Raw genomic sequence first — 23,395 nt, 5'->3', positions numbered from 1 at the left:
AGATACAAGTATAGTCTTTTTAAAACTGATCTGCATGCAAATCAGTTTCGTTTTTGTTTGGCATCTTTATAAAGATTGTTAATGACATCTTCTAAGGTTTGCTGGGCTAGTTCCTTCTCAAGTTGAGCTTCAGCGCTTGCAAATAGTGGTGAGACGGCAGCCTGGATATGTTTCCCTACTGGGCAATCAGGATTGCTATTTTGGTGAACGGGAAATAAGCTGATGTGGCTGACTTCTTGTGTTGCAAAATAAACTTCAAGTAAGGTCACTTCCTTTGGGGACTTACTGATTTGGTAGCCCGTTTTTCCTTGATGAGACTGGATTAGTCCAGCATTTTTCAATAAGGCGATTACCTTTCGAATGTAACTCGCATTGGTGCCAACGCTAGTTGCTAGTGCTTGAGAACTTAAGGTATCCTTGCTCTCACTAATCATGGTTAGGATATGTAAAGCTACTGAAAATTTTGTATCCATATAAACTCCTTTAGATAACTTGTATCTAATACGAGAACAAGTATAACACAAATAAAAATAAAAGCAAGACTTTTGCTTCACTTTTTTTAAACGATCAAGCCATCAACACCATGAGTATCGGAATGACCACCATGGTAACAAGGGTCGTCTCTGTCACCATGACTGCTGCGTAATCACTATCGGCTCCGTAGAGTCTGGCAACGACTGGGGCATTGGTCATCACTGGCATAGCTGACTGGATGATAAAGACTTGCTTCATCAAGCTTGGAAGAGGGAACCAGTAAACAATGGTCGCCATCAAGAGAGGAGCAACCAGGAATCGCCCTAATAGAATCAGTAGCTGATCTTTTCCAAGCACCAACTGCTTCACGCCTACATGAGATACCGACAAACCGATGAAAATCATGGATAAGGGGGTTGTTAAATTGCCCAGATACTGCAAATCACTGGCTAGAAATGCAGGGAGCTTTATCTGCAGCATCACCATGACTAGTCCCAAGATGAAGCCTATCAGAGGAGGTGAAAGAACTTTTTTCACACTATTTTTGAGATCAAACCGAGCTTCTACTTCGCCATCCCGCTGGATCAAGTAGGTCCCCAAAGTCCAGAAAAAGGTCGTATTACACATGTAATAGATCAAAACATAAGAAATACTAGCATCCCCGAAGAGGGCTTGGTTAATGGGGAGCCCCACAAAAATCGTATTGGAGTTAAAGAACATGGAAATAAAGAGGCCACGACGGGCCTGTCTCACTGCAAAGATCTTAGCTACTGCTGTTGCAATGCCAAGCAAAATAACCATAGACAGGGCCGGAAACCGCAATGCCGGAAACATTTTAAGCAGATCTCCCGACGTGAAGCGCTGTGTAATGGTATAAAGCATATAGCAGGGCAGAGCGATTTGAGTAACTAATTTTGCGATCAAGCCACGTGACTTGTCATCAAACCAGCCTTTTTCACCTATGACAAAGCCCACTAATATCATCCCCAGAATGACCAGGATCCCCGATATGCTCTTAAGAAAGATATCCATGTTCTCTCCTCTTCTTTTTATAAATTTGAACTAGAAAACACATTATTTTCAAGTCTCAAAAACTACTCTAGTATATCACAAAAAGAGCTCGATTTTTCAAACAAAGAGGACCTCTCGGTCCTCTTGATAAATTAATTCAAACAGTTATTAAGCTTTCTTAGCCGCCTTGCTCCATTGGTACCAACCAACCAGACTATTGATTAAGTAGATAAAGTATTTCCCTTGAATTTGAAGGCTCTCTCCCCACCAAAGGTAGATAGAGAAAACGTTGGTCGCTGCCCAGAAAATCCACTGTTCACGGTAAACAGCTGTCATTAAGAGTTGGCCGACCCCATTTGTTGCATCCGTAATGGAATCCCGATACGGACGATTGGCCCCAATTGACTGATAAATAAGCCCGAAAACTAACCACCAAAGCACGCTAATAGATAGATACTTGGTCCATCCGACCTTATCTAATTTACGGGCAACAAATTCTTGTTGTTCTTTTTTGAATTGAGCTTGATAAATCCATACCAAAAGGCCAATCGGCTGCATGACTGTGAAGTATAGGGTTGTCAAAACCTCACCGTAAAAGCCTTTTTGTAGGGCCAATATCAGATAGATAATAGAATTGATCAAACCGAAGAGATAGTTACTAGCCCGACCTTCCGATACGAAGATCACACAGATAATCCCTGTTAAACTACAAATCATCCCAGTCCAATCTACTATGCGGTGCTCGTATATAAGCTCCAACCACAGTGGGAAACTCCCCAAAACCAGGAGGTAGATCCAGGCTCCAAGACTTCGATGGGCAAAGAGGTCCTCCCAGATTGCTTTTAAGCTCCCAAGAAAGCCAAGCTTCTTCATCCCGGCAACCATCCTGTGATAACCACCTGACATCTCACCAAGAGTCAATTTGGCATTTGCGAGTTTCTTTTGGAAATAAGTATTCATTTTTTCTCCTTTTGTTTTTAAAGAGCCGTGTCTATTTAGACTTTCGGACGCAACGCTCTATAGATTTTTGTTTTAAACTGCCTCCCCTTTCACAGATCCCTTAGTCGACATCAGGAACTATATTGAAAATGATTGTTCAACAGTTCACAACTAATCATACACCGATTTCATCAGAAGTCAAGAATTTTCTGAATTTTTCTTGAAAACGTTCGGGTATTAAAAGCTCCTCAAGGCTAGAGGATATTGCCCCTACAAGTCTCAAAAACTACTCTAGTACATCACAAAAAGAGGTGGGCAACATGCCCAACCTCTAGTGGTTTGTAAATCATTAATTCTAGTCCTTCTTGCTAACCTTCAACAACTCAATTGATCCGGTTCATGGAGATAAAATTAGAAAGTAACTTAAATAACGTGACTTATATTTCTAGTTTAAGTGACTTTATTTCTCAATCATCCCTTCCTGAGTCAAAAAGTCACGCGCCACTTGATTAGCTGACTTGCCTTCTACTCCGACTTGGTAGTTCATCTGGCTCATTTGCTCTGCTGTGATTTTTCCAGCTAGTTTATTAAGAACAGCTTCCAACTCCGGATGTTTTTCGAGTAATTCAGCTTTCATGAGTGGTGCCCCTTGATATGGCGGGAAGAGTTGCTTGTCATCTTGGAGGACCACGAGGTCATAGCGAGCAAGCTCGGCATCCGTTGAATAAGCATCTGTGATCTGGATATCACCAGACTGGATAGCCTGGTAGCGAAGGGCTGGTTCCATGGTGGAGACTTGTAGATGGAGTCCGTAAACTTTCTGCAAGCCCTTGTTCCCATCCTCTCGGTCATTAAACTCCAAGGTAAATCCTGCCTTGAGATGTCCTTCCACCTTTTTCAAATCTGAAATGGTCTTGAGGCCATACTCTTGGGCAATTTTCTTGGGCACTGCGACAGCATAGGTATTTTGATAAGCCATGGGTTTGAGCAAGGCCAGGTTGTCTTGTTTCTTGATCCCATCTCGGGCTGCTTGATAGACTGCTTCTGGATCATGGTTGACTTGCGGCGTCGGCTTGAGGAGACTTTCGGTCACGGTCCCTGTAAACTCTGGATAGATTGCAATATCCCCTTTTTTCAGAGCTTCATATAGGAAAGTGGTTTTGCCAAAATTTGGTTTAACAGTCACTGTCATGTCTGTCTTTTCTTCGATCAAAATCTTGTACATATTGGCTAGAATTTCCGGTTCAGGACCCAACTTCCCAGCAATGACCAGGTTTTCTTTTTCCGGTTTGGCAAGAAGACTCGGCGTATAAGATACTCCCAATCCGATAACCATTACCGCAAAAGCCGCAAAGATGGTCCGCAATTTGGCCTTTTCCATCCATTTGAGAAGAAGATTAAAGGCGATGGCTAAGAAGGCAGAGGACAGGGCACCAATCAAAATTAGACTGGCATTATTGCGATCGATCCCTAGAAGGATAAAGGAACCGAGTCCCCCTGCTCCAATCAAGGCAGCTAGGGTAGCCGTCCCGATAATCATCACAGCTGCTGTCCGGATCCCAGACATGATGACAGGCATGGCCAAGGGAATCTCAAACTTCTTGAGTCGCTCCCACTTGGTCATCCCAAAGGATATTCCCGCTTCTTCAAGGCTTGGGTCAATCCCCTGCAAACCGGTGATGGTATTTTGAAGGATGGGGAAAATGGCATAGATGACGAGAGCTGTCAAGGCCGGAAGTGTTCCGATCCCCATGATGGGAATGAAGAGCCCCAAAAGGGCCATGGAAGGAATAGTCTGGAAGATCCCAGCTACCTGTAAAACCCAGTTGCTGGCTCTCTTTCGTGTACTTAAATAAATAGCTAGAGGGACCGCCAGAAAAATCGCAAGGAGCAAGGTCAGTAACGACAGTTGCAAATGTTGTCCCAGTGCAGTGAGCCAGTCTCCAAGGCGTTCTTGAAAGGTTGTATGTAGTTTAGACATGGTGAGCACCTCCAAATAGATCTGCGACAAAGTCGTTGACTGGCTGGGCTAGGATGGTTTTAGAATCCGCTACTTGTACAATCTCTCCTTCTTGCAGCACTGCAATCCGGTCGCCTAGTTTCAAAGCCTCATCTGTGTCATGGGTCACAAAAATAGTGGTCATACCGTATTCTTTGTGCAATTCTTTGGTAAGAGCCTGCAACTGCTTGCGAGAGATGGCATCCAAGGCTGAAAAAGGCTCGTCCATCAATAGAATTTTTGGTTCCCCAATGATAGCTCGCACAATGCCAATCCGTTGTTGCTCCCCACCCGATAACTCACTAGGCATGCGCTTTGCATACTCTGCAGCAGGCAGACCCACCTTGTCCAAGAGTTCTTCTGTTTTAGAGGTGATTTGCTCCTTACTCCAGCCCTTCATCTCAGGAATCAGTGCAATATTTTCAGCAACCGTTAGATTTGGAAAGAGAGCAATGGCCTGCAAAACATAACCAGTAGAAAGACGTAACTCCCGTTCATCATAGTCCTTGATCCGTTTTCCATTCATGTATATATTGCCATCAGTCGGTTCCAAGAGACGGTTAATCATCTTGATCATGGTGGTCTTTCCAGATCCTGAAGGACCCACTAGCACCATGAATTCTCCATCTTCAATACGGAGATTGACATCTTTTAAAATGTTCTTATCCGTGTAGCGCAAGGCTACATGTTTGTATTCAATCATGTTCTTCCTCACCATCTCCTTAAAAGCTAAGATCCTTATCTCACTTTTTATAAGAGTGTAATCATATCATAACATTGTAATACTAGATATTACATCTGTCAACGATTTTGATTTGATATTATATATAAGAAAAAGAGTTTGGGATAGCCCAAACTCACTTACGTTTTATTGTTTACTCTTCTTCCACTAAGCGTTTGAACTCTGCCTGGAGTTCAGCATTTTCTGTCGGTTTAAGATACATTTGTCCTCCATTAGTTGTATCTGAATGAAAGACGATAGGCTCTCCCGTATTGGTGATAGCGAAAAAGTAACTATGAACATCCGGGTATTTGTCCCAATTGCTATAACGCTCTACAATTAGGTACTGGGCATTTCCTAGACCTGTATCCGTATACTCGGCATTCATTTTCTCACTTGGTCCATCCCCAAGAATATAGAGATGATCGGCCCCAACGTCTCCTCCTGCGATTCCCTTTTGGTAATTGGGTTGTCCTAGTTTTTCTCCCCAGTCCTTTATAAAAGCTTCCAATTTCGCTGATTTGTTAGCGTTCCAAGGAGCTTTTAGTTGTGTTTCTGATTTAGTTGTGCGACCAGGAACTTCAAATTCCTGCCAATCAAGGCCTCTTAAGTCAATTTGATCCGATGCATTTTTTCCAAAATCAGCAGCAATATCATTTGCTTGTATTTGAATCTCTTTTTCTTGGAGGATAGTTACTTGCTCTTGCTTAGCATTAAGCTGATAAAGAGTTCCATAACCTTGACCCGTTCCTGAAGACCAGCTAAGCTCTAGGACTTCTCCTCCTTTATAGACAAGCGTAGCATTTCTTGCTCCACCATGACCTGCCACGAACCCTTCTGCCAAAAGGATAGGTTTCCCAGCTTGCAAATAGTAAAGACCGGTTAAGAAATATTTGCCACTCAAATTTAGGTCCGCAATCAGAAGTTCCTCTATCCCATCGTTATTTAAATCTGCAAAGGCATAACGCATTTCATCTGCTTGGTTAACTGCATTCTCGATTGCCCAACTATTGATTGGACGCTCTGTGGCATGTAATTTTTGAGAAAGACTTGCGATGCTTGCTGTATCCTTTGGCGAGGTCAAAATCTTTTGGTAATCCTCAAATATAGGCTGGTACAACTTCTTGTAATCCTTTTTCACCTCTTTTTTAGTAACTTTTTTACCGGAAGATGATATCGACGATGTTTCCGAGCTGTTTTTCAACTGACTAGAATGTCGAGGAGTCCGTTTGCTACAACCAACCGTAATAAGTCCTGCTAGTAGTAGAATAAATGCTCCTAATTTCTCTTTTCGTTTCATAAGTTTCTCCTTTTGTGTCATCCTTGACATTTGTTCTTTTCTCTTTATATTATACCAAAAAAGAAGGCTACACCTGATGATTTGTGTAAAACCTTCTTATTCCATTTCATTTTGATCTAATTTGGGTCCTTTTGCTCTCGACGACCCGGATTGTCCTGACTTTCGATATGCTGCTTGATCAAGGCGACCACTTCATCATTGGTTGGAAGATCCGAATGCTGGGCATCCTCTCCCGTAACGGTAATCTCCGTGTAGGTCTCCGCTTGGTTTTGATAGATGTACTTCCCAGCTGACACACTAGCATCCGGAACCAACTCATCCGAGTCATAGGTGATAGTGCCTGCTACTGAATACATATGAAGGGTTGTTGGGATAGCTTCTCTAGCCTTGATAAAGTCCGCCAACATCTCTGATTTATTTTTGATATTGATCTCGGTAAAGTTATAAGGGGTCCCAATAGTCATGAGCGTCTTAAGATCCACATCATAATCCCCTAAATAATTTTCAATAAAGGCTGTGTAGATCAAGCCTCCATTTGAGTGACCTAATCCTTTAAAGTTATTGAAGTTGTATTTCGATTGTAGAGCTTCAAAGGCTTGGTTAACCATCTTGGCTTGTTTTTTAATATTGCTGTAGCCATCCTTGTTGTTTTCAAAACCAATGACGATAATCGGTTCATTGTCTTTGGTATCAATACTCCCACTATAAGTCATCCTACCATCATTCCAGATCTTAACCTTGAGCAAGCTGTGCTTGGTCCCTTGCCGATCTTGGTTGAGCTTGGCCACCAAGCCATCAAAACGATTTTCCGTCGCGGAACTTCCAGGAATCATAATAATTGGCGATAGTTTTGAATTATAGAATTTTTCGATTTTCTGGACATTTTTTCGAGTCCAGCTATAAGAAGGCACAGCCAAGCCAATCAAGAAAAGGCAGACCAAGGTGAAGACAAGCACTGTTTTTTTAGAGATTTTCATGGCTTCCTCCTTCTTCTAGCAAATCTTTCCGAACTTGGTTGCCCATGCGGACAAAGGGAATATAGAGGGCCACATCTAGGGCAAAGCAAAAGAGACTCACAGCTAAAGCCCTCATGCTTCCTCCTGTCCCAATAAAGGCATAGAGAAGGCTAGGTGTCCCATCTGGCACTGGATAGACAGCTGCTGGCATCAGTTTAAAGCACAAAGCCAGAGCTACAATTGCCATATTCACCAAGGGAATCAATAAGAAAGGAATCACATATAGCAGGTTGAGAAGAACCGGGATTCCTACCATAAAAGGGGCGCCATTGTTAAAGAGGCTTGGAAAGATACTAAGAAAACTAACCTTCTTGTCCTTTTGACTTCGTGAAACCAATAAGATCGCAACCAAGAATGCTAGGACTGCACCTACTCCTGCCACCATGCCATAACTGCGGTACAAATTGGTCAAGGTATAAAGATAAGGAATTCCTGTCGTTGTATGATTGGTAACAGCATAAGTCAGATTTTCCAAAGCAAAACTGTCATCCGCAATCGAGTTTAAGGCAAAGGCTTGACTATTGCCTACCCAAGCAGATAGACCACTAAAGAGTCCCATGACAAAGGTCGACAAGAGATGATGACTGCTGACAGTTAGAGAACTGAAGAACTGCCCAAGTGTTTGAAAAACACGGTACTGATTGCTCAGAACTAAGAGGCCATTTAAACTGACTCCTAAGAGCAGAGACAAGAAAATCGGACGCACAGTCTTGGGTTGATAAATGAAGTCTTTATTCACGATTTGGTCGTCACTGGCTTTGGATAGGCGAAAAATCTGGCCAATTAGATAACCTAAAAAAATCGCTAACACAATATTGGTCGTCGCAGGTAGATTGATGTGAGACAATTGTCCATCACGAAATGATCCCAGCAATAATCCCTGGGAACTAACAATAAAACTGACTAAAAGAGCTGTCACACCAGCCGTACCTGTGCTTCTTCCATAATGTCCAGCTGTGTATTTCCCTGCAAAATAGGTTGCTAAAGGGCCAGCCAAACCTCCTGTAAAATTCGATAGATTGGACAAGACCTGACCCGTGAGCTGAAACCCTGGGAACCAATCCGAGACAGAAAAAAGCATATTTATATATCCTCTATCTGAAAAGAAGGACTGGGAAATCACTCGAACAATTGCTGAAAAAAGTAAAAATGGAAAGAGAGAGACCAAGGTCTTCTGGGTGATTTGTACGAATCCACGCTCTCGAAACCAGAGAAATTTTTGCACCAAATATTTTGTCATTGTTGCTCCTACTATCCTTGTTGACCCATTAGGTTACATTAGTTGTGTGCATCCTTCTATTTACTTCATTATAGCATATTCCCATACACAAAAACTCAAGCCAACTGACTTGAGTTTTCTTCTTATCGATCATTGTAGCCGTCTGGGTGGCTGGAATGCCAAGCCCAGGCTGTTTGGATAATGGTTTCGATATTGTCAAATTTTGGTTGCCAACCGAGGATGGCACGCGCCTTCTCAGATGATGCGATCAGGGTATCAGGATCTCCTGGTCTACGATTAGCCAGCTCAAGTGGAATTGGATGTCCCGTCACCTTTCTGGCTGCTTCTACGATTTGAAGATTGGAGAATCCAGTTGACGAGCCCAGGTTAAATGCAGTCGATTCATTCCCTTTTCGCAGATACTCCACTGCTAAAAGATGGGCATCCGCCAAGTCAAATGGATGGACATAGTCCCGAACATTGGTGCCATCTGGTGTCTGGTAGTCATCTCCAAAAATAGAGATCTTCTCGCGTTTTCCTTGGGCCACTTGTAAGACGATCGGTAAGAGATGGGTCTCTGGTCCATGGTCTTCCCCGATGGATCCGTCTGGATTAGCACCCGCAACATTAAAGTAACGAAGGGGTACATACTTGATGCCGTAGGCTTGATCAGCCCAACGCATGATGGTTTCCATCATGAGCTTGCTTTCGCCATAAGGGTTGATTGGTTTTTGCGGAGTGGTTTCAAGAATCGGAATTTCTTCTGGAATGCCGTAGGTTGCAGCAGTTGAAGAAAAGACGATGTAGTGCACCCCACATTCATGCATGACTTCCAAGAGTTTGACCATGCCTGCTGTATTGTTGTCAAAATATTTCAATGGATCTGCCATGGATTCAGCGACCAGTGAGTAGGCCGCAAAGTGGATGACCGCATCAATATCTGCATGCTCCTTAAAAACAGTGCGCATAAAGTCTTTATCCGCCAGGTCTCCTTGGTAAAAGACGGCATCTGGATGCACCGCTGCACGGTGGCCTGTGACTAAGCTATCGACCACGACGACTTTTTCCTGTCCTTCATTGACCAAGCGGTCCACCATATGGGAACCAATATAGCCAGCTCCTCCCAATACTAAAATTGCCATTTTTTCCCTCTCCCTCTTTCTCGTTCATTTCACTTCTTCTATTGTAGCAAAATTTCTTAGGATTTGCTTTTCCCAAGACTAGTTACAAAGCGTCTAAAGGCAACCTGTCCTTCTTCTGTCCGCTTGTAAACACCAGCATCCTCAAGGACACGCGCAAAAATATTACCAACAGATACGCGAACCACTTCCTGAGATTCTTCTTCTGAGCTAAGGTCAGGGTGCTGAGTTTTCAAGTCGTCTGCCCATTCTTGATGGTACTTGGCTACCCCATTTACTTGACCAAGGAGGTAATGCTGGACCAGTTTGAGTTCTTCTTTCAGACGTGGTGGAAGAATCGCCAAGCCCATGACTTCGATCAGACCTATATTTTCCTTCTTGATATGTTGGACGTCCGCGTGTGGGTGGTAAATGCCATCGGGATGCTCATCTGAAGTCTGATTATCCCGAAGGACCAAGTCCAACTCAAACTTGCTCTCGCGAATCCGTGCAATCGGCGTAATGGTATGGTGGGCCTCCCCATTCGAAGAGGCCAAGATCTGCACAGCTGGATCCGAGTAACTCCGCCAGCTTTCTAAGATATGGTCCGCCAAGTCAATCAGCTCTCCCTTATTTTCAGACTTCAGACGCAAGACTGACATTGGCCAACGAACGATGCCCACTTGAACCCCTTCAAATCCAGGAATAGTAAAGGCTTGGTCAAGTCCTGCTACCTCCATAGGGAATGTGTGCCGTCCGCCTTGGTAGTGGTCATGAGTCAGGATAGACCCCCCTACAATGGGCAGATCTGCATTAGACCCCGCAAAATAGCCTGGAAAAGTCTCTACAATGGTCAAGAGTCGCTCAAAGGTCTTGCGGCTAATGGCCATAGGAACATGCTGGCTATCGAGGAAAATGCAGTGTTCATTGAAGTAGGCATAAGGGGAATATTGAAATCCCCAATCATGACCGTCCATGTCAAAGCGGATGATCCGATGATTGGCACGGGCAGGATGGTCTAGGCGACCTTGATAGCCTTCATTTTCAAAGCACAGTTGGCAGGCCGGATAATGACTAGCTTTAGCCAGCTTCGCCGCTGCGATGTCTTTAGGATCTTTTTCAGGTTTTGACAGATTGATGGTGATTTCAAGGGAGCCATAGGGAGTTTCTGCCTCAAAAGCGATATTTTGCGCAATTGCCTTGACCTTGATGTAATCATTGCGCTTAGAGAGGGCGTAGAAATCAGCAATCGCGTCTTCCTTGGACTGAGGGTAAGTCTCCCAGAAATAGCGGTTGACCTGACTAGGACTGGGGGTAATCCAATCCATCAACTCCGCTCCCAAACTGTCCTTTGCGGCCATGCTATCTTGGATTTTGCTATTCGCAACAGCGATTTCCACCAGCTGATCTTTGAGTGCGATCAAGTCAGCCTGATGAGCTGGTAGGTCTAGCCCTTCTTCTCCAATGCGACTCCTAACGCGGTTTTTTAGATAAATCCGATCCATCTCTTCATAGTCACTTGCCGCAATGACGGCTGTGACAAATGCATCTAATACCAGTTCTGTCATCCTATCTCCTTTTTAATCAAGCACCCGTGTCCCCGCAGCAACCTCTGCAATGTAGAAACTTGGCGCATAGCCAACGATTTCCTCATAGCGTTTGCCGACAGCTTCTTCAAAGTCTTGGACCTTATCCTTGTTGACAAGGGCGATGGCACACCCACCAAAGCCGGCTCCCGTCATACGAGCACCAAGCACCCCTTCTTGTTCCCAAGCTGTATGCACCAAGGTGTCCAACTCAAGTCCAGTTACCTCATAATCGTGTTCTAAGGATACGTGGGAAGCATTCATGAATCGTCCAAAAGCTTCCAAGTCTCCTTCTTCCAGAGCCTTACGAGCTTGGAGAGTCCGTTGGTTTTCGAGGACAGCATGGCGAGCTCGTTTGATGCGATTTTCATCCTTGATCAAGTAGCTATAGGTATCAAAATCCCAGACATTCAATTCACCCAATGTTTGGATGTCTAGTTTAGCTTGCAATTCTGAGACAGCTGTTTCACATTCCGCACGGCGTTCATTGTATTTTGAATCAATCAATTCCCGACGTTTGTTGGTATTCATAATCACGACGACATTGTCTTTCAAATCAAGTGGCACCAAGTCATATTCCAAGGTGTTGGTATCCAGATAAATGGCCCGTTGGTCAGCTCCCATCCCAATAGCGAACTGGTCCATGATGCCCGAGTTGACTCCGATAAAGTGGTTTTCTGTTTGTTTTCCAATTTTAACCAAGTCCACTCGATCCACTGTCAAACCGTAGATGGTTTCTGCAATGACGCCCGTCAGCATCTCTAGTGAGGCTGAAGAAGAGAGACCAGATCCATTTGGAATATTACCGTAGACATAGACATCCATCCCCACATCAATGGTGTGACCAGCTTCTTGCAAGAAATGAAGAACGCCTTTTGGATAGTTGGTCCAGTTGTGTTCCTCTTCAAACTGAAGGTTTTCAAGAGGAACTTCAATGATGCCCTTGTCTTCAAAGTTAGCAGAGAAGAAACGAAGAAGCTTGTCCTCGCGTTTGCGAGCTGCTCCGTAGGTACCAAGGGTGATAGCTGCAGGGAAGACATGACCCCCGTTATAGTCTGTGTGCTCACCAATAAGATTGATCCGACCTGGTGAGAAAAAAGTATGATCCGCTTCTGCTCCAAAGACTGTTTGAAAAGCGTTCCGAAGTTCTTGAGTATTCATTGAGATTACCTCACTTATATAGTTATTTATCTTTAGTGTAACCCTTTTCATCAAGTAAATCAATTATTTTACTAAAATTTTAGTAAAATTCACTAACCAGGCCAAAGCTATGATATACTAGAAGACAGAAGGAGAAAACTTATGGCTACATTAAAGGATATTGCCAGTCTCGCTAACGTATCCATCGCCACTGTCTCACGTGTGCTGAATCAAGATACTAGTCTTTCTGTAACGGAGGAAACCCGCCACAGAATTTTGACCGTTGCTGACGAACTAGGCTACACCAGACATCAGAAAAGTGGGAACTTTAAGAAAGAAAAACAACAAATTGTCATCATCCAATGGAAAAGTGAAGAGGGAGAGCTGGACGACCTTTACTACTACAACATCCGTTTAGGCATTGAAAAAAGAGCACAGGACCTCGACTATGGCATCCTCCGCTATTTCAATGATATTCCCTTTCGATTAGGGGAGGAAGTTGTTGGGGTCCTTTGTATTGGAAAGTTTAGTAGAGTTCAGATTGTCGATCTAGAAAGGTTGACCAAACCTCTGGTTTTTGTCGATAGTAACACTCTTAACCAAGGACATCCTTGTGTCACGACTGAATTTGAAAATGCTGTACAGACTGCCCTTCACTATTTACGAAAACAAGGGTGTACAACGATCGGTCTCCTAACCGGTGAGGAAAAAACGACTGACCTATTGGAAAGTATACCCGATCCTCGGCGAAGAGCCTATCGAAACTATTGTATTGAAAGAAACATTTACCACCCTGAACTCATCCTCACAGGTAGTTTTACAGCTCAATCAGGCTATGACCTCATTTCCTCTAAGCTTCAGTCTGGCTCACCCTTTCCAGATGCCTATTTTGTTGCCAGTGATAGTTTGGCCATTGGGGCTCTCCGCGCCTTTCAAGAAGCCGGCATCAAGGTCCCTGATGACATCCAACTCATCTCCTTTAATGATACCAGTTTAGCCAAGCAAGTCTTTCCTCCCCTCTCGACCATCACTGTTTTTACAGAAGAAATGGGACGTACCGCTATGGACGTCCTCAATAAGCAAGTCCTAGCACCGAGAGAAATACCGACCCTCACCATGCTAGGAACCAAACTCACCTTAAGAGAAAGTACCAAGAATGGATGATCTTCCATCCTTTTCGAAAATAAGAAACTATGAAAACACACGAAATTTTATACCAAACTTTGGCCCAAGCCCAGGATTATGTCAACGGCGAGCAACTAGCCCAGGAAATGGGCCTGTCTCGCACCTCTATCTGGAAGGCCATCCAGCGTCTAGAAAAAGAAGGCATCGAGATTGAGTCTGTTAAAAATCGAGGCTACAAGATCCTTGCTGGAGACCTCCTAATCCCCCAAGTCATCGAGGAGCTTAGTCCATTGACAGTCACCTATAATCCCCAGTGCCAATCCACCCAGTTAGACGCTAAGAATGCCATGGAAGCGGGTGGCCAATCCGCTACCCTGTATCTGGCTCCTTTCCAAACAGCTGGTAAGGGTCGTTTTGGGCGTGACTACTTCTGTCCTTCTCAAGGGGGAATCTACATGTCTCTCCACCTTAAACCCAACCTCCCTTTCGATCAAGCTCCCGCCTATACCCTCATGGTCTCGGCTGCTATCTACAAGGCTCTGAAAAATCTAGCCTTATTGGATGTCGATATCAAGTGGGTCAATGACATCTACTACAAGGGGAAAAAAGTCGGAGGCATTCTGACTGAAGCTATCAGCTCCATCGAAACAGGCCTTATCACAGATGTCATCATTGGTGTGGGTCTCAATTTTGCCATCACCAATTTTCCTACGGAACTGAAAGACAAGGCTGGTTCCCTCTTTGACTCCCAGCCTCCCATTAGTCGCAATGAACTGATTGCTGAGATTTGGAAGGAATTTTTCACCACTCCAGAAGAGGAGTTGATCTACCTCTACAAACAACGCTCACTGGTCCTAGGTAAGGAAGTCCGCTTCGAACAAAATCAGACCAGCTACCAAGGCCTGGCTAAGGATATCTCAGACAGTGGACAACTTCTAGTCCAACTGGAGGACGGCCAAGAACGCTGGCTCAACAGTGGCGAAATTTCCCTCAAACAGTGGGACCTGTAAAACAGACCAACAGCTCAAAAAAATAAGCACCTCTCGGTGCTTATTTTTTATACTTATCTCGTTTTTTCTGATTGAGCTGTTGATCGATACTTTCGACCAATTTCCCTAAGATATAGCTGACTTGCAAATTTCTCAGTATTAAGAGAGCCCAGAAGATAGCTGCCAGGTAGCTTTCTCTCATCACTGCATCATTGAAAAAATAGGTTTCAAAGGCTGTAAAGATAGCCATAGTCCAAAATTGACGTTTATTCATATTGATATTCTACCACGATTTTCTGGAAAAAGCACATCCTAGTCTTCCTGAACAGTAATTTTGTCAGAGAGGAAATCGAAACCTTCCGGAATGACAGAATCTTCTGCTACCTCGACTTCTTCCTTGTGACCACGCGCTTTCTTCGAGAATTCCGCCCGGACCTGGGTCCACTCCTCCATGGAAATGGCCAAAATTTCAGGTGAGAATCCGGCTGCATTGCTTAAAATATTGCCAAACATGGTATTGAGGTTATCTCGCTTCATTGTCTGTTCGGCATTAAAGGCAGACTCAAAAGCAAGAATCGCATGGCGTTCATTGGCTGCAACCGGTTGAGAACCAACCAGCAAGGCCTTATCTGCCCCTGCTAAGCTTTCAATAATTTCCCCCCAAGCATTTTGCAGGCGGATGAGATTGTTACGGGCTAAATCTGGATTTTCAACCGCTTCTTGTAAGATGGCTTGAACCTTATTGCGATCCACTCGATAGCCCTTGCTGGACTTCTGAGGACGGGCTGGAGCCGACTTGGCTACAGGAGCCCCGCTCCCTACTTGAGCTAATTGACTTTTCAGTAACTCCACTTCTCTTTTGAGTTGGTCCATTTGTGCCAAGAAATCTGCTGGAAGAGCCGTTTGACTAGCTGAAGAGCCCTCACCCTTGTATTCTGCCAAGCGAATGGTCATCATCTCTGTATAGATCTTGGGCTGCAGGCTGTTTTTAATATCCGCTAAGCTCCTTGTCGCAAGATCAATCCAAGCAAAGAGGGTGGCTTGCGGAATGGCTAGATTCTGGTTAAATCGTTCACTGACATGGAGATTTTCTCCACCTGTCTGAACGATTAGAAGATCCCGTAAATACTGTAAGAGATCTGTCACAAAGCGGGCCATATTTTTCCCATTATCAAAAATGAGGTTCAACTGGTCCAAGGCAGCTGTTGCATCTTGTGCCGACAAGGCTGCCACATAGAGATCCAAAGCTTCCTGACTGATGGAGCCTGTGATTTCTTCTGCCGTCGCAGTGGTCAATTGGGCACCAGCTGTCAGGCTGAGGGCCTGGTCCAAAATGGACAAGGCATCCCGCATCCCACCTTCTGCCCGACGGGCAATAATGGCTACAGCTTCTTCTTCGTAATCAATGCCTTCTTTATCCAAAACAGCTTTTAGGTGGTTTTGAATGGCTGGCGTCTTGATGGATTTGAACTCAAAGCGTTGAACCCGCGAAAGGATGGTTGCTGGAATCTTATGCAATTCCGTTGTTGCTAGGATAAAGACCACATTTTCTGTCGGTTCTTCCAAGGTCTTGAGAAGGGCATTAAAGGCTCCCGTCGAGAGCATGTGGACCTCGTCGATAATATAGACCTTATGAGGGGCCAGGCTAGGCGCATAGGTCGATTTATCGCGGATATCGCGGATCTCATCCACCCCATTATTAGAAGCAGCGTCAATCTCGATGACATCCTCTAAACTGCCATTAGTAATGGCTTCACAGATATAGCATTCGTTACAAGGCTCTCCCCCTTTTTGATTGGGGCAGTTCATGGCCTTGGCAAAGATTTTCGCCACACTGGTCTTCCCCGTCCCACGAGGGCCAGAAAAGAGATAGGCATGGCTAATTTTTCCCTGTTCGACAGCTTGTCGTAGGGTCGTCGCAATAACCTCCTGCCCTACAAGCTGGCCAAAGGTCTGGCTTCGGTATTTACGATAGAGGGCTTGATACATTAGTCTACTACTCCAAACATCCTAAAATTCCAATTTGTTTTTTCGAGCAAGATGGCTACAAAACGTTCCAAATAAAGGCGATCCAGGTCGTCATAATCTCCCACCCGGTCCGAATCTAGATCCAACACTCCCAGCAACTGGTCCTTCAAGACCATAGGGACCACAATCTCACTCATGGCCCGACTGTCACAAGAGATATAATTGGCATGCTGGGTCACATCCTCGATGACCAGCGTCTCTCTTTTCTCCGCTGCTTCTCCACAGACACCTTTTCCTAGAGCGATACGGACACAAGATACCTGTCCTTGAAAGGGGCCTAAAATCAACTCTTTTTGATCATAGAGGTAAAAACCTGCAAAGACTGAATGAGGTAGAGCTTGATTGAGCAGAGCACTGGCATTGGCTAAATTGGCTAAGGCATTGCTCTCTCCTTCTAAAAGAGCTTCTAACTGGGCTAGTAAGAGTTTGTAATTTGATTCTTTTTCTTGCGTATTCATAACCTTTATTATACCAAACTTTGGCTAGAAAATTAAGTATTTACCACGGAGCAAGCCTTGATAAAAACCCGACTAGACATCAGAAGTACCAAGCAAATGTTCTCAATAAAAAAGCCAGGGAGCAAGGTCTCTGACTTTGTAAAAATTCATTTAAGCGTCTCTCCGAACATATTGAATAGCCCGATATGTCAGAAAGATGGTCAGAACAAGGGAAACAAACCAAATGGTCCGAAGTCCATAATATTGGATGAGGAAGGTCGAAAGAATAGCCCCTCCGACAAAGCTCCCAATCAAAGAAGTCATAAAGAGAGACTCCCAGAAAAACTCCATCTTCCGCTCCCGTACAAAATTTCCATATGCGACCATGGTCTTCTTGAGATTCCCTGTCATAAAAGAATGGTTGTAAGCATAGCCATCGACTTCTCCAAAGGAAATGGCTACAATCCCCAAGCTCAGTCCAAAGAAAGGCACAATCAGAACATTGGGCACTTCTTTTGGCAGAAAGCCAGCCACCAAGGTCGTCAGGACCAAGGGCACCAAGGTACTGAGCCGCCAAACCGAATGACTAAAGAAGCGTTGAAAGACGGTCATCAAGAAAATCCCGATCATAAAGGCCAACATGGTGGCTAGTTTGACCTCCACATCCGCGATTTCATGGCCAATTAAACCAACAGATAGAAAGACCACGTTTCCCGTTTGGCCCGCGGCCAAGGTCCCTCCTCTTTCGATAAAGGTGTAGGCATCTGAAAAGCCTGCACACATGGTCAGTAGGCAGGCAAAGGCCTTACTTCTGGAGTGAAACTCCCTTCTTAACTTTTTCATATTTCTCCCTATTTGTCATGGAAAAGAGGCTGGGACACTACTTCCTAACCTCTCTCACTTGTTATCTTATCCTTCACGTGATTCGCTCAAAATCTTCTCAATCTTGGTCGTAATCAAATCAATGGCTACAGTATTGGTCACGCCTTCTGGAATGATAACATCCGCATAACGCTTGGTTGGCTCGATAAACTGATGGTACATCGGCTTCACCACTCCCAAGTACTGCTCGATGACGCTGTCCAAACTCCGACCGCGCTCTTCCATATCTCGCTTGATCCGGCGAATGATCCGCACATCATCGTCGGTATCAACGAAAATCTTGATATCCATCAAGTCACGAAGACGCTTGTCCTCCAAGACCAAAATCCCCTCAACGATAAAGACATCCTGAGGCTCTTGACGATAGGTCTTAGAACTACGCGTGTGCTCTGCGTAGTCATAAGTAGGAATATCAACTGGACGGCCAGCCAACAACTCATTGATTTGCTCAATCATGAGGTCTGTATCAAAGGCAAAAGGATGGTCATAGTTGGTCTGAATCCGCTCTTCAAAGGTTAAATGGCTTTGATCCTTGTAATAAGAATCGTGCTCAATCATAGCAATCTTTTCATCTGGAAAGTGGGACAAAATTGCACGAGAAACACTGGTTTTCCCCCCACCAGAACCACCTGTTACACCGATAATAATTGGTCTGTTTCGCATCTTCTTCTCCATTTTCTATAATCTTATTTATTCTATCACAAAAGCGGTCTCTTGACCACGACTTAAACCTTTTTTCTAAGGATTTTCATCAACCTTCCAAGAAGAACTTCCCTCCTATCCTCCATCCCAATTAGAAAAGCCCATTCCATCTTTTTAGGATGAAACATGATATAATGAAACCAGTAAATACCTGATTGAAAGGAGCTGCCATGCTGAAACTCGGTATCATCGGCACCAGTGCCATTTCCCACTCCTTCCTTGCTGCAGCTAAAGAAACAGACCAGTATGAGTTAAGAGCGGTCTATTCACGGACCTTGGAGAAAGCTCGTAGTTTCACCCAACCTTATGGACAAGTGGCCCTCTATGATGACCTGATTGCCTTTTTAGATAGTGACCTAGATGTCATCTACATTGCTAGTCCCAATTCACTCCACCATCCTCAGGCAAAGTTAGCCCTCTTGGCTAAGAAACATGTCATCCTTGAAAAACCAGCTGTCACCACTCCCAAGGAATGGAAAGAGCTGGTCAAATTAGCTAACGAACACCAGGTCTATGTCTTTGAAGCCGCTCGCAACTATCATGAAAAAGCCTTTGCGACCACCCAAGACTTTCTCAAAGACAAGACCATCTTGGGTGGCCACATGACCTATGCCAAATATTCTTCTAAGATGCCCGAGCTCTTGAAGGGGAATACTCCCAATATTTTCTCCGACCAGTTTGCAGGTGGAGCCCTTATGGATTTGGGTGTCTACCCTCTCTACTTTGCAATCGGCCTCTTTGGTCAACCTAAATCAGTAACCTATCGGGCGCGGCAATTGCCGAATTCAATCGATTTGAACGGTCAGGGTAGCTTAGTTTATTCTGACTTTGTCATTGGCATTCAAGCCGGCAAAGATGTGACCAGTAATCTTCCTGCGGAAATCTATACGACAGACGGTACCCTCTTTCTGAGTGGCATTGAAGCCGTTAACGAGGTAGTTTTTCAAGATCATTCTGGAAACAGCTACCAGCTTCCAATCACTCCCGCCCCTCATAACATGCTAGAAGAAGCCCAGGCCTTTGCTAGCATGATGACAGAGGGCGACCAGATACTTTACCAGACTTGGCTTCAAACCGGACAGATGGTCCACCAAGCTCTCTACGCTATGCGCCAAGATGCTGGAATACACTTTAAGGACGAAAACTAATATGACACTAGCATTCCCACCGCTCTGGCAAGAGCAACTCAAAACCCTCGGCTTTGAGCAACTCACTGAAATCCAAGAACGCCTCTTTGAGCCGATCACCCAAGGGGAGAACGTACTTGGAGTCAGCCCGACAGGAACTGGGAAGACTCTGGCCTATCTCTTCCCTAGTCTTCTCAAGCTAAAACCTAAAAAAGCGCAACAATTGCTGATCCTCTCCCCCAATACAGAGTTGGCCGGACAAATCTTTGATGTCACTAAACAATGGGCAGAGCCTCTTGGACTCAGTGCTCAACTTTTCCTTTCTGGCTCTAGTCAAAAACGGCAAATCGAACGTCTCAAAAAAGGACCCGAAATTCTCATCGGAACTCCAGGCCGTATTTTTGAGTTGATCAAGCTCAAGAAAATCAAGATGATGAATGTCGATACCATCATCCTGGACGAATTTGACCAACTTTTCAGCGACTCTCAGTATCACTTTGTCGACAAGATTTGCCACTACGCGCCGCGAGATCATCAATTTATCTATATGAGTGCAACGACTAAGTTTGATGCAGAGCAAATCGAGCCCAATACCCTGACCATTCAGGTAGAAGGGCAAAGCTTGGACAATATCCAGCACTTCTATATGGAAGTGGACAAGCGAGAAAAGGTCGAACTCCTCAGAAAACTCTCCAATGTCGAAGACTTTCGTGGCCTCGTTTTCTTCAATAGCTTGTCCGACCTAGGGAGCGCTGAAGAAAAACTCCAGTACCGAGAAGTTAGCGCTGTCTCACTTGCTAGTGACGTCAACGTCAAATTCCGGAAAGTCATTCTGGAACGCTTTAAGGATCATCAGCTGACACTCCTTCTGGCAACAGATTTGGTAGCGCGGGGAATCGATATCGACTCACTAGAATGTGTCGTCAACTATGAAGTCCCAAGAGATGCCGAAACCTACATCCACCGATCTGGGCGTACCGGACGCATGGGCAAAGAAGGCTATGTCATCACCTTGGTTAGCCATCCAGAAGAATTAAAAAGTTTGAAAAAATTAACCCCTGTTCGTCCTTTAATCCTCAAGGGAGCTCAACTCTATATAGGGGAAGAATAAGAAAATCGTTCGTAACATTACGAACGATTCAGATTGAAGATAAAGTCATTTTTAAAACTTTCCTTCGGTGAGTACGGACGTCAGCGAACTTCGAAGAAGTTCCATGACTTAGTTTTGAGCCTAAGGTCTCAAAACTCCCGAGTGCCTGAATCAATAGTGTTTCAGGCACTTTTCTCACAGCGGAAAGTTATTCATATTCTTAAATGACTAAAAAATAAAAGTCATTTTTTGATAATCATCCAGTTTTTTTATGTAAAACAATAGTTTGTCTATATTCAAAATCGTTCGTATTTCTACGAACGATTTTTTTAATTCCGATTGTAATAGAGGCGATGACTTTCCACTTGGTGGTTTAAGAGTTCATCAACCGTGACGATAGTGTAGCCTTGCGATTGAAGGTATTGGATCACAGCTGGGAGAGCATTAATCGAAGTTTGGTGAATATCATGCATCAGGATAATTGATCCTGGTTTGACTTGTTTTTTCACCTCTGCTAAGATCGCTTCGGTGTTATGACTCTTCCAATCCAAGGTGTCCACATCCCACATGATAAAGGCTTGATCCACTGCATATTGAATGGCACTATTAATCGAACCATAAGGAGGACGAGTAATCTTCGTTTGCACTCCAGTCACCTTTTGAATCACTTCTTTGGTATCCATGATTTCTTTTTGAGCTGACTCCAAAGGCAACTTAGTTAAGACAGGGTGGTTCCAAGTATGGATCCCGATTTCATGTCCTTCCTGACGGACCCGTTTAGCCACTTCTGGATAGGCAGAGACATTCTTCCCAAGCATAAAGAAAGTCGCTTTAACATGGTACTTGTTGAGGATATCCAGGGCTTGAGGAGTCGTCGATGGATCTGGACCATCATCAAAAGTCAAGGCAACCATTTTAGCGTGACGTTGGGTTTGGTAGGCCTCATAAGCATCACGATCTCCAGGATTCAGGCGAGCAGAATCAATCACATCATAGAGCTTCGAAAGGGGCATATCGAAGGTTTCCATGCCCTCAATAGTAACTGGAAGGGTGATAGAAAGAACCCCTTGATTGTAGGTGAACTGCCAGCTTGCCATATCACTTGCTGAGACAGCTTGCATCAGCTCTTCAATTCGATCTTCCCCTAACTGTAGGAAAACCAGCTGAGAGCGCAACTCAGTTAAGAGGGTTTCTTTGGCTAGATCAGCATCCGTAAACAATTGGGAGAATTGGAAGACCGTCCCCTCATCCGTTAGATAAAGGAGGGGAAGTTTGTCGATCCCATCTTTGATGAACTTGCCGTTTTTCCACTTGTACTGGGTCTTCTTCACCTGATAAGGGTGAACCCCGACAAATGGGTCTTCTGAGCGTTCGGTATGATAGAACAATAGCTCTTTTGCTTGCTGATTCTTCTTCTCTTCTTGGGGAAGAGAGCCTACGTCAGCCAAAATTCTCTCTTTGACTACTGCGATGGGTTCTTCGTTATTATTCGGGTAGTAGGCAGCAACATAAGATTGACCGACCATTCCTTTTTGAAGAATGGTATCTTTGTCTTTTTCAACTGCTTCTTCTTCCTGGATTGCTTTGGAAAACTGTTGATTATAATTTTTGATAGCGCGTGCTTCCTCAATCTTCTGATAAGCAAGATAAATCCCCCCGATAAAAAGGAGATTCAGAATGATGAGAATAAGTATTTTCAAGTAGGATTTCTTCATACTCTTATTATAGCAATTTTATCACCAAAAAACAGTAGAAAACTCTAGAATCTAGAAAATAAAGCCTAAAATATAGTAGGGAAATTAAAGTAGCTCAGTCCTATCTCCTGTCACTTTGAGCCGGCAACTTTCAAGCAGAAAAAAAGAACAGGTGTAGTCACATCTGCTCTTTGTCACAAGTTTTATGATGCTGATTATAAGGACTTTTCACGAATCACTTCTACTTTGTAGCCATCTGGGTCCACAATAAAGTAATAGTTTGGAAGCGTTCCTGGCAAGCCTTTAGGATCTGTTACTTGGTAACCTTTTTCCTTATGCTCCGCATGAAGGGCTTCAAGGTCTGGCGTACTCAAGGCAACATGGGCAAAGCCATCTCCAATGACGTAAGGACCATGATCATAGTTGTAAGTTAATTCTAACTCATAGTCATCCCCTTCTAAACCAAGATAAACAATCGTAAATTTGTATTCAGGAAAATCTTTGCGACGCAATTCCTTAAAGCCAAACGCATCTGCATAAAAGGCAATTGATTTTTCTAAATTCTCCACTCGCAAACAAGTGTGTAACATTTTTGAAGCCATACGACACCTCTTTCTTTTTTTCTATTATACACTAGTCAGGCAAAAATAGCGATTATTTGAAATAGCTAAAAAAGCTGAGGATTCCTCAGCCTAAATTATCAAAAAACTTATGTTATATAAAATAATCCAAGTCATTCTAAAAAATAAGAACAACTCCTTATTATGAGCGCCATCCATGTAGGTTCTGAAACTTTCC

Annotated in this window: 22 protein-coding genes; 4 read left to right on the top strand and 18 right to left on the bottom strand. The window is 44.1% G+C overall.

Annotated elements, in window-relative coordinates; translation table 11 throughout:
• Positions 1–41: 41 nt before the first annotated feature.
• The 11 genes from L0M85_RS01410 to L0M85_RS01360 form a co-directional block, all read right to left on the bottom strand.
• The gene (locus L0M85_RS01410; protein WP_238656248.1) at positions 42–473 is read right to left on the bottom strand and encodes an Rrf2 family transcriptional regulator; all 432 of its coding nucleotides are present in this window, start codon (positions 471–473) and stop codon (positions 42–44) included.
• 94 nt (positions 474–567) lie between these two features.
• Entirely contained in the window at positions 568–1,506 is a 939-nt protein-coding gene (locus L0M85_RS01405; protein WP_238656246.1) for an AEC family transporter, read from the bottom strand.
• 147 nt (positions 1,507–1,653) lie between these two features.
• Positions 1,654–2,445, bottom strand: coding sequence for a nicotinamide riboside transporter PnuC (gene pnuC / locus L0M85_RS01400; protein ID WP_061563839.1), 792 nt, complete (start codon positions 2,443–2,445; stop codon positions 1,654–1,656).
• Between the two features lie 439 nt (positions 2,446–2,884).
• Positions 2,885–4,405 carry an ABC transporter permease/substrate-binding protein gene (locus L0M85_RS01395; protein WP_238656244.1) on the bottom strand — a complete coding sequence of 507 codons (1,521 nt, stop codon included), beginning with the start codon at positions 4,403–4,405 and terminating at the stop codon, positions 2,885–2,887.
• Entirely contained in the window at positions 4,398–5,126 is a 729-nt protein-coding gene (locus L0M85_RS01390; protein ID WP_238656242.1) for an ABC transporter ATP-binding protein, read from the bottom strand. The genes L0M85_RS01395 and L0M85_RS01390 overlap by 8 nt, the downstream gene beginning before the upstream one ends.
• A gap of 172 nt (positions 5,127–5,298) precedes the next feature.
• Positions 5,299–6,444 (bottom strand): DUF4767 domain-containing protein, encoded by a 1,146-nt coding sequence (locus L0M85_RS01385; protein ID WP_238656239.1) that lies wholly within the window; start codon positions 6,442–6,444, stop codon positions 5,299–5,301.
• A gap of 116 nt (positions 6,445–6,560) precedes the next feature.
• Positions 6,561–7,421 carry an alpha/beta hydrolase gene (locus tag L0M85_RS01380; RefSeq protein WP_238656237.1) on the bottom strand — a complete coding sequence of 287 codons (861 nt, stop codon included), beginning with the start codon at positions 7,419–7,421 and terminating at the stop codon, positions 6,561–6,563.
• Positions 7,408–8,700, bottom strand: a complete 1,293-nt coding sequence (locus tag L0M85_RS01375) for a PTS transporter subunit EIIC (protein ID WP_238656235.1) — start codon at positions 8,698–8,700, stop codon at positions 7,408–7,410. The genes L0M85_RS01380 and L0M85_RS01375 overlap by 14 nt, the downstream gene beginning before the upstream one ends.
• 122 nt (positions 8,701–8,822) lie before the next feature.
• Positions 8,823–9,821, bottom strand: coding sequence for a UDP-glucose 4-epimerase GalE (gene galE, locus L0M85_RS01370; protein WP_238656233.1), 999 nt, complete (start codon positions 9,819–9,821; stop codon positions 8,823–8,825).
• A gap of 56 nt (positions 9,822–9,877) precedes the next feature.
• Positions 9,878–11,365: a UDP-glucose--hexose-1-phosphate uridylyltransferase gene (gene galT / locus L0M85_RS01365; protein ID WP_238656231.1), complete on the bottom strand. Its 1,488-nt coding sequence runs from the start codon at positions 11,363–11,365 to the stop codon at positions 9,878–9,880.
• Positions 11,366–11,377: 12 nt separating this feature from the next.
• The gene (locus tag L0M85_RS01360; protein ID WP_238656229.1) at positions 11,378–12,544 is read right to left on the bottom strand and encodes a galactokinase; all 1,167 of its coding nucleotides are present in this window, start codon (positions 12,542–12,544) and stop codon (positions 11,378–11,380) included.
• Between the two features lie 141 nt (positions 12,545–12,685).
• Between L0M85_RS01360 and L0M85_RS01355 the strand changes: the two genes are divergently transcribed.
• Positions 12,686–13,687, top strand: coding sequence for a LacI family DNA-binding transcriptional regulator (locus L0M85_RS01355; protein ID WP_061563830.1), 1,002 nt, complete (start codon positions 12,686–12,688; stop codon positions 13,685–13,687).
• A gap of 29 nt (positions 13,688–13,716) precedes the next feature.
• Positions 13,717–14,658: a bifunctional biotin--[acetyl-CoA-carboxylase] ligase/biotin operon repressor BirA gene (gene birA, locus L0M85_RS01350; RefSeq protein WP_125335439.1), complete on the top strand. Its 942-nt coding sequence runs from the start codon at positions 13,717–13,719 to the stop codon at positions 14,656–14,658.
• Between the two features lie 40 nt (positions 14,659–14,698).
• Here birA and L0M85_RS01345 read toward each other — a convergent pair whose 3' ends face one another.
• From L0M85_RS01345 to udk, 5 genes are all read right to left on the bottom strand, one after another.
• Complete coding sequence (locus L0M85_RS01345) at positions 14,699–14,911, bottom strand: DUF3272 family protein (protein WP_048690913.1); 213 nt, start codon at positions 14,909–14,911, stop codon at positions 14,699–14,701.
• 38 nt (positions 14,912–14,949) lie between these two features.
• Positions 14,950–16,626 (bottom strand): DNA polymerase III subunit gamma/tau, encoded by a 1,677-nt coding sequence (gene dnaX / locus L0M85_RS01340; protein WP_223363351.1) that lies wholly within the window; start codon positions 16,624–16,626, stop codon positions 14,950–14,952.
• On the bottom strand, positions 16,626–17,123 hold the full coding sequence (locus L0M85_RS01335) for a GAF domain-containing protein (protein ID WP_238656228.1): 498 nt from the start codon (positions 17,121–17,123) through the stop codon (positions 16,626–16,628). Before L0M85_RS01335 ends, dnaX begins: the two co-directional genes overlap by 1 nt.
• 150 nt (positions 17,124–17,273) lie before the next feature.
• Positions 17,274–17,945, bottom strand: a complete 672-nt coding sequence (locus L0M85_RS01330; RefSeq protein WP_238656226.1) for a YoaK family protein — start codon at positions 17,943–17,945, stop codon at positions 17,274–17,276.
• 66 nt (positions 17,946–18,011) lie between these two features.
• Positions 18,012–18,647: a uridine kinase gene (gene udk, locus L0M85_RS01325; RefSeq protein ID WP_006597323.1), complete on the bottom strand. Its 636-nt coding sequence runs from the start codon at positions 18,645–18,647 to the stop codon at positions 18,012–18,014.
• Between the two features lie 209 nt (positions 18,648–18,856).
• Between udk and L0M85_RS01320 the strand changes: the two genes are divergently transcribed.
• Both L0M85_RS01320 and L0M85_RS01315 read left to right on the top strand, forming a co-directional pair.
• Positions 18,857–19,834: a Gfo/Idh/MocA family oxidoreductase gene (locus tag L0M85_RS01320; RefSeq protein WP_238656224.1), complete on the top strand. Its 978-nt coding sequence runs from the start codon at positions 18,857–18,859 to the stop codon at positions 19,832–19,834.
• A gap of 1 nt (position 19,835) precedes the next feature.
• Positions 19,836–20,924, top strand: a complete 1,089-nt coding sequence (locus L0M85_RS01315) for a DEAD/DEAH box helicase (RefSeq protein ID WP_140813883.1) — start codon at positions 19,836–19,838, stop codon at positions 20,922–20,924.
• Between the two features lie 308 nt (positions 20,925–21,232).
• Here L0M85_RS01315 and L0M85_RS01310 read toward each other — a convergent pair whose 3' ends face one another.
• On the bottom strand, positions 21,233–22,603 hold the full coding sequence (locus tag L0M85_RS01310) for a polysaccharide deacetylase family protein (RefSeq protein ID WP_238656222.1): 1,371 nt from the start codon (positions 22,601–22,603) through the stop codon (positions 21,233–21,235).
• A gap of 209 nt (positions 22,604–22,812) precedes the next feature.
• Positions 22,813–23,199, bottom strand: coding sequence for a VOC family protein (locus L0M85_RS01305; RefSeq protein WP_023022851.1), 387 nt, complete (start codon positions 23,197–23,199; stop codon positions 22,813–22,815).
• Between the last annotated feature and the right edge of the window lie 196 nt (positions 23,200–23,395).

The sequence above is a fragment of the Streptococcus sp. DFI.7.26 genome, assembly GCF_022240605.1.
GTDB classification, from domain to species: Bacteria; Bacillota; Bacilli; order Lactobacillales; family Streptococcaceae; genus Streptococcus; species Streptococcus xiaochunlingii.
The sequence above is the reverse complement of the archived record's forward strand: the minus strand, read 5'-3'. Positions and strand labels throughout refer to the sequence as shown.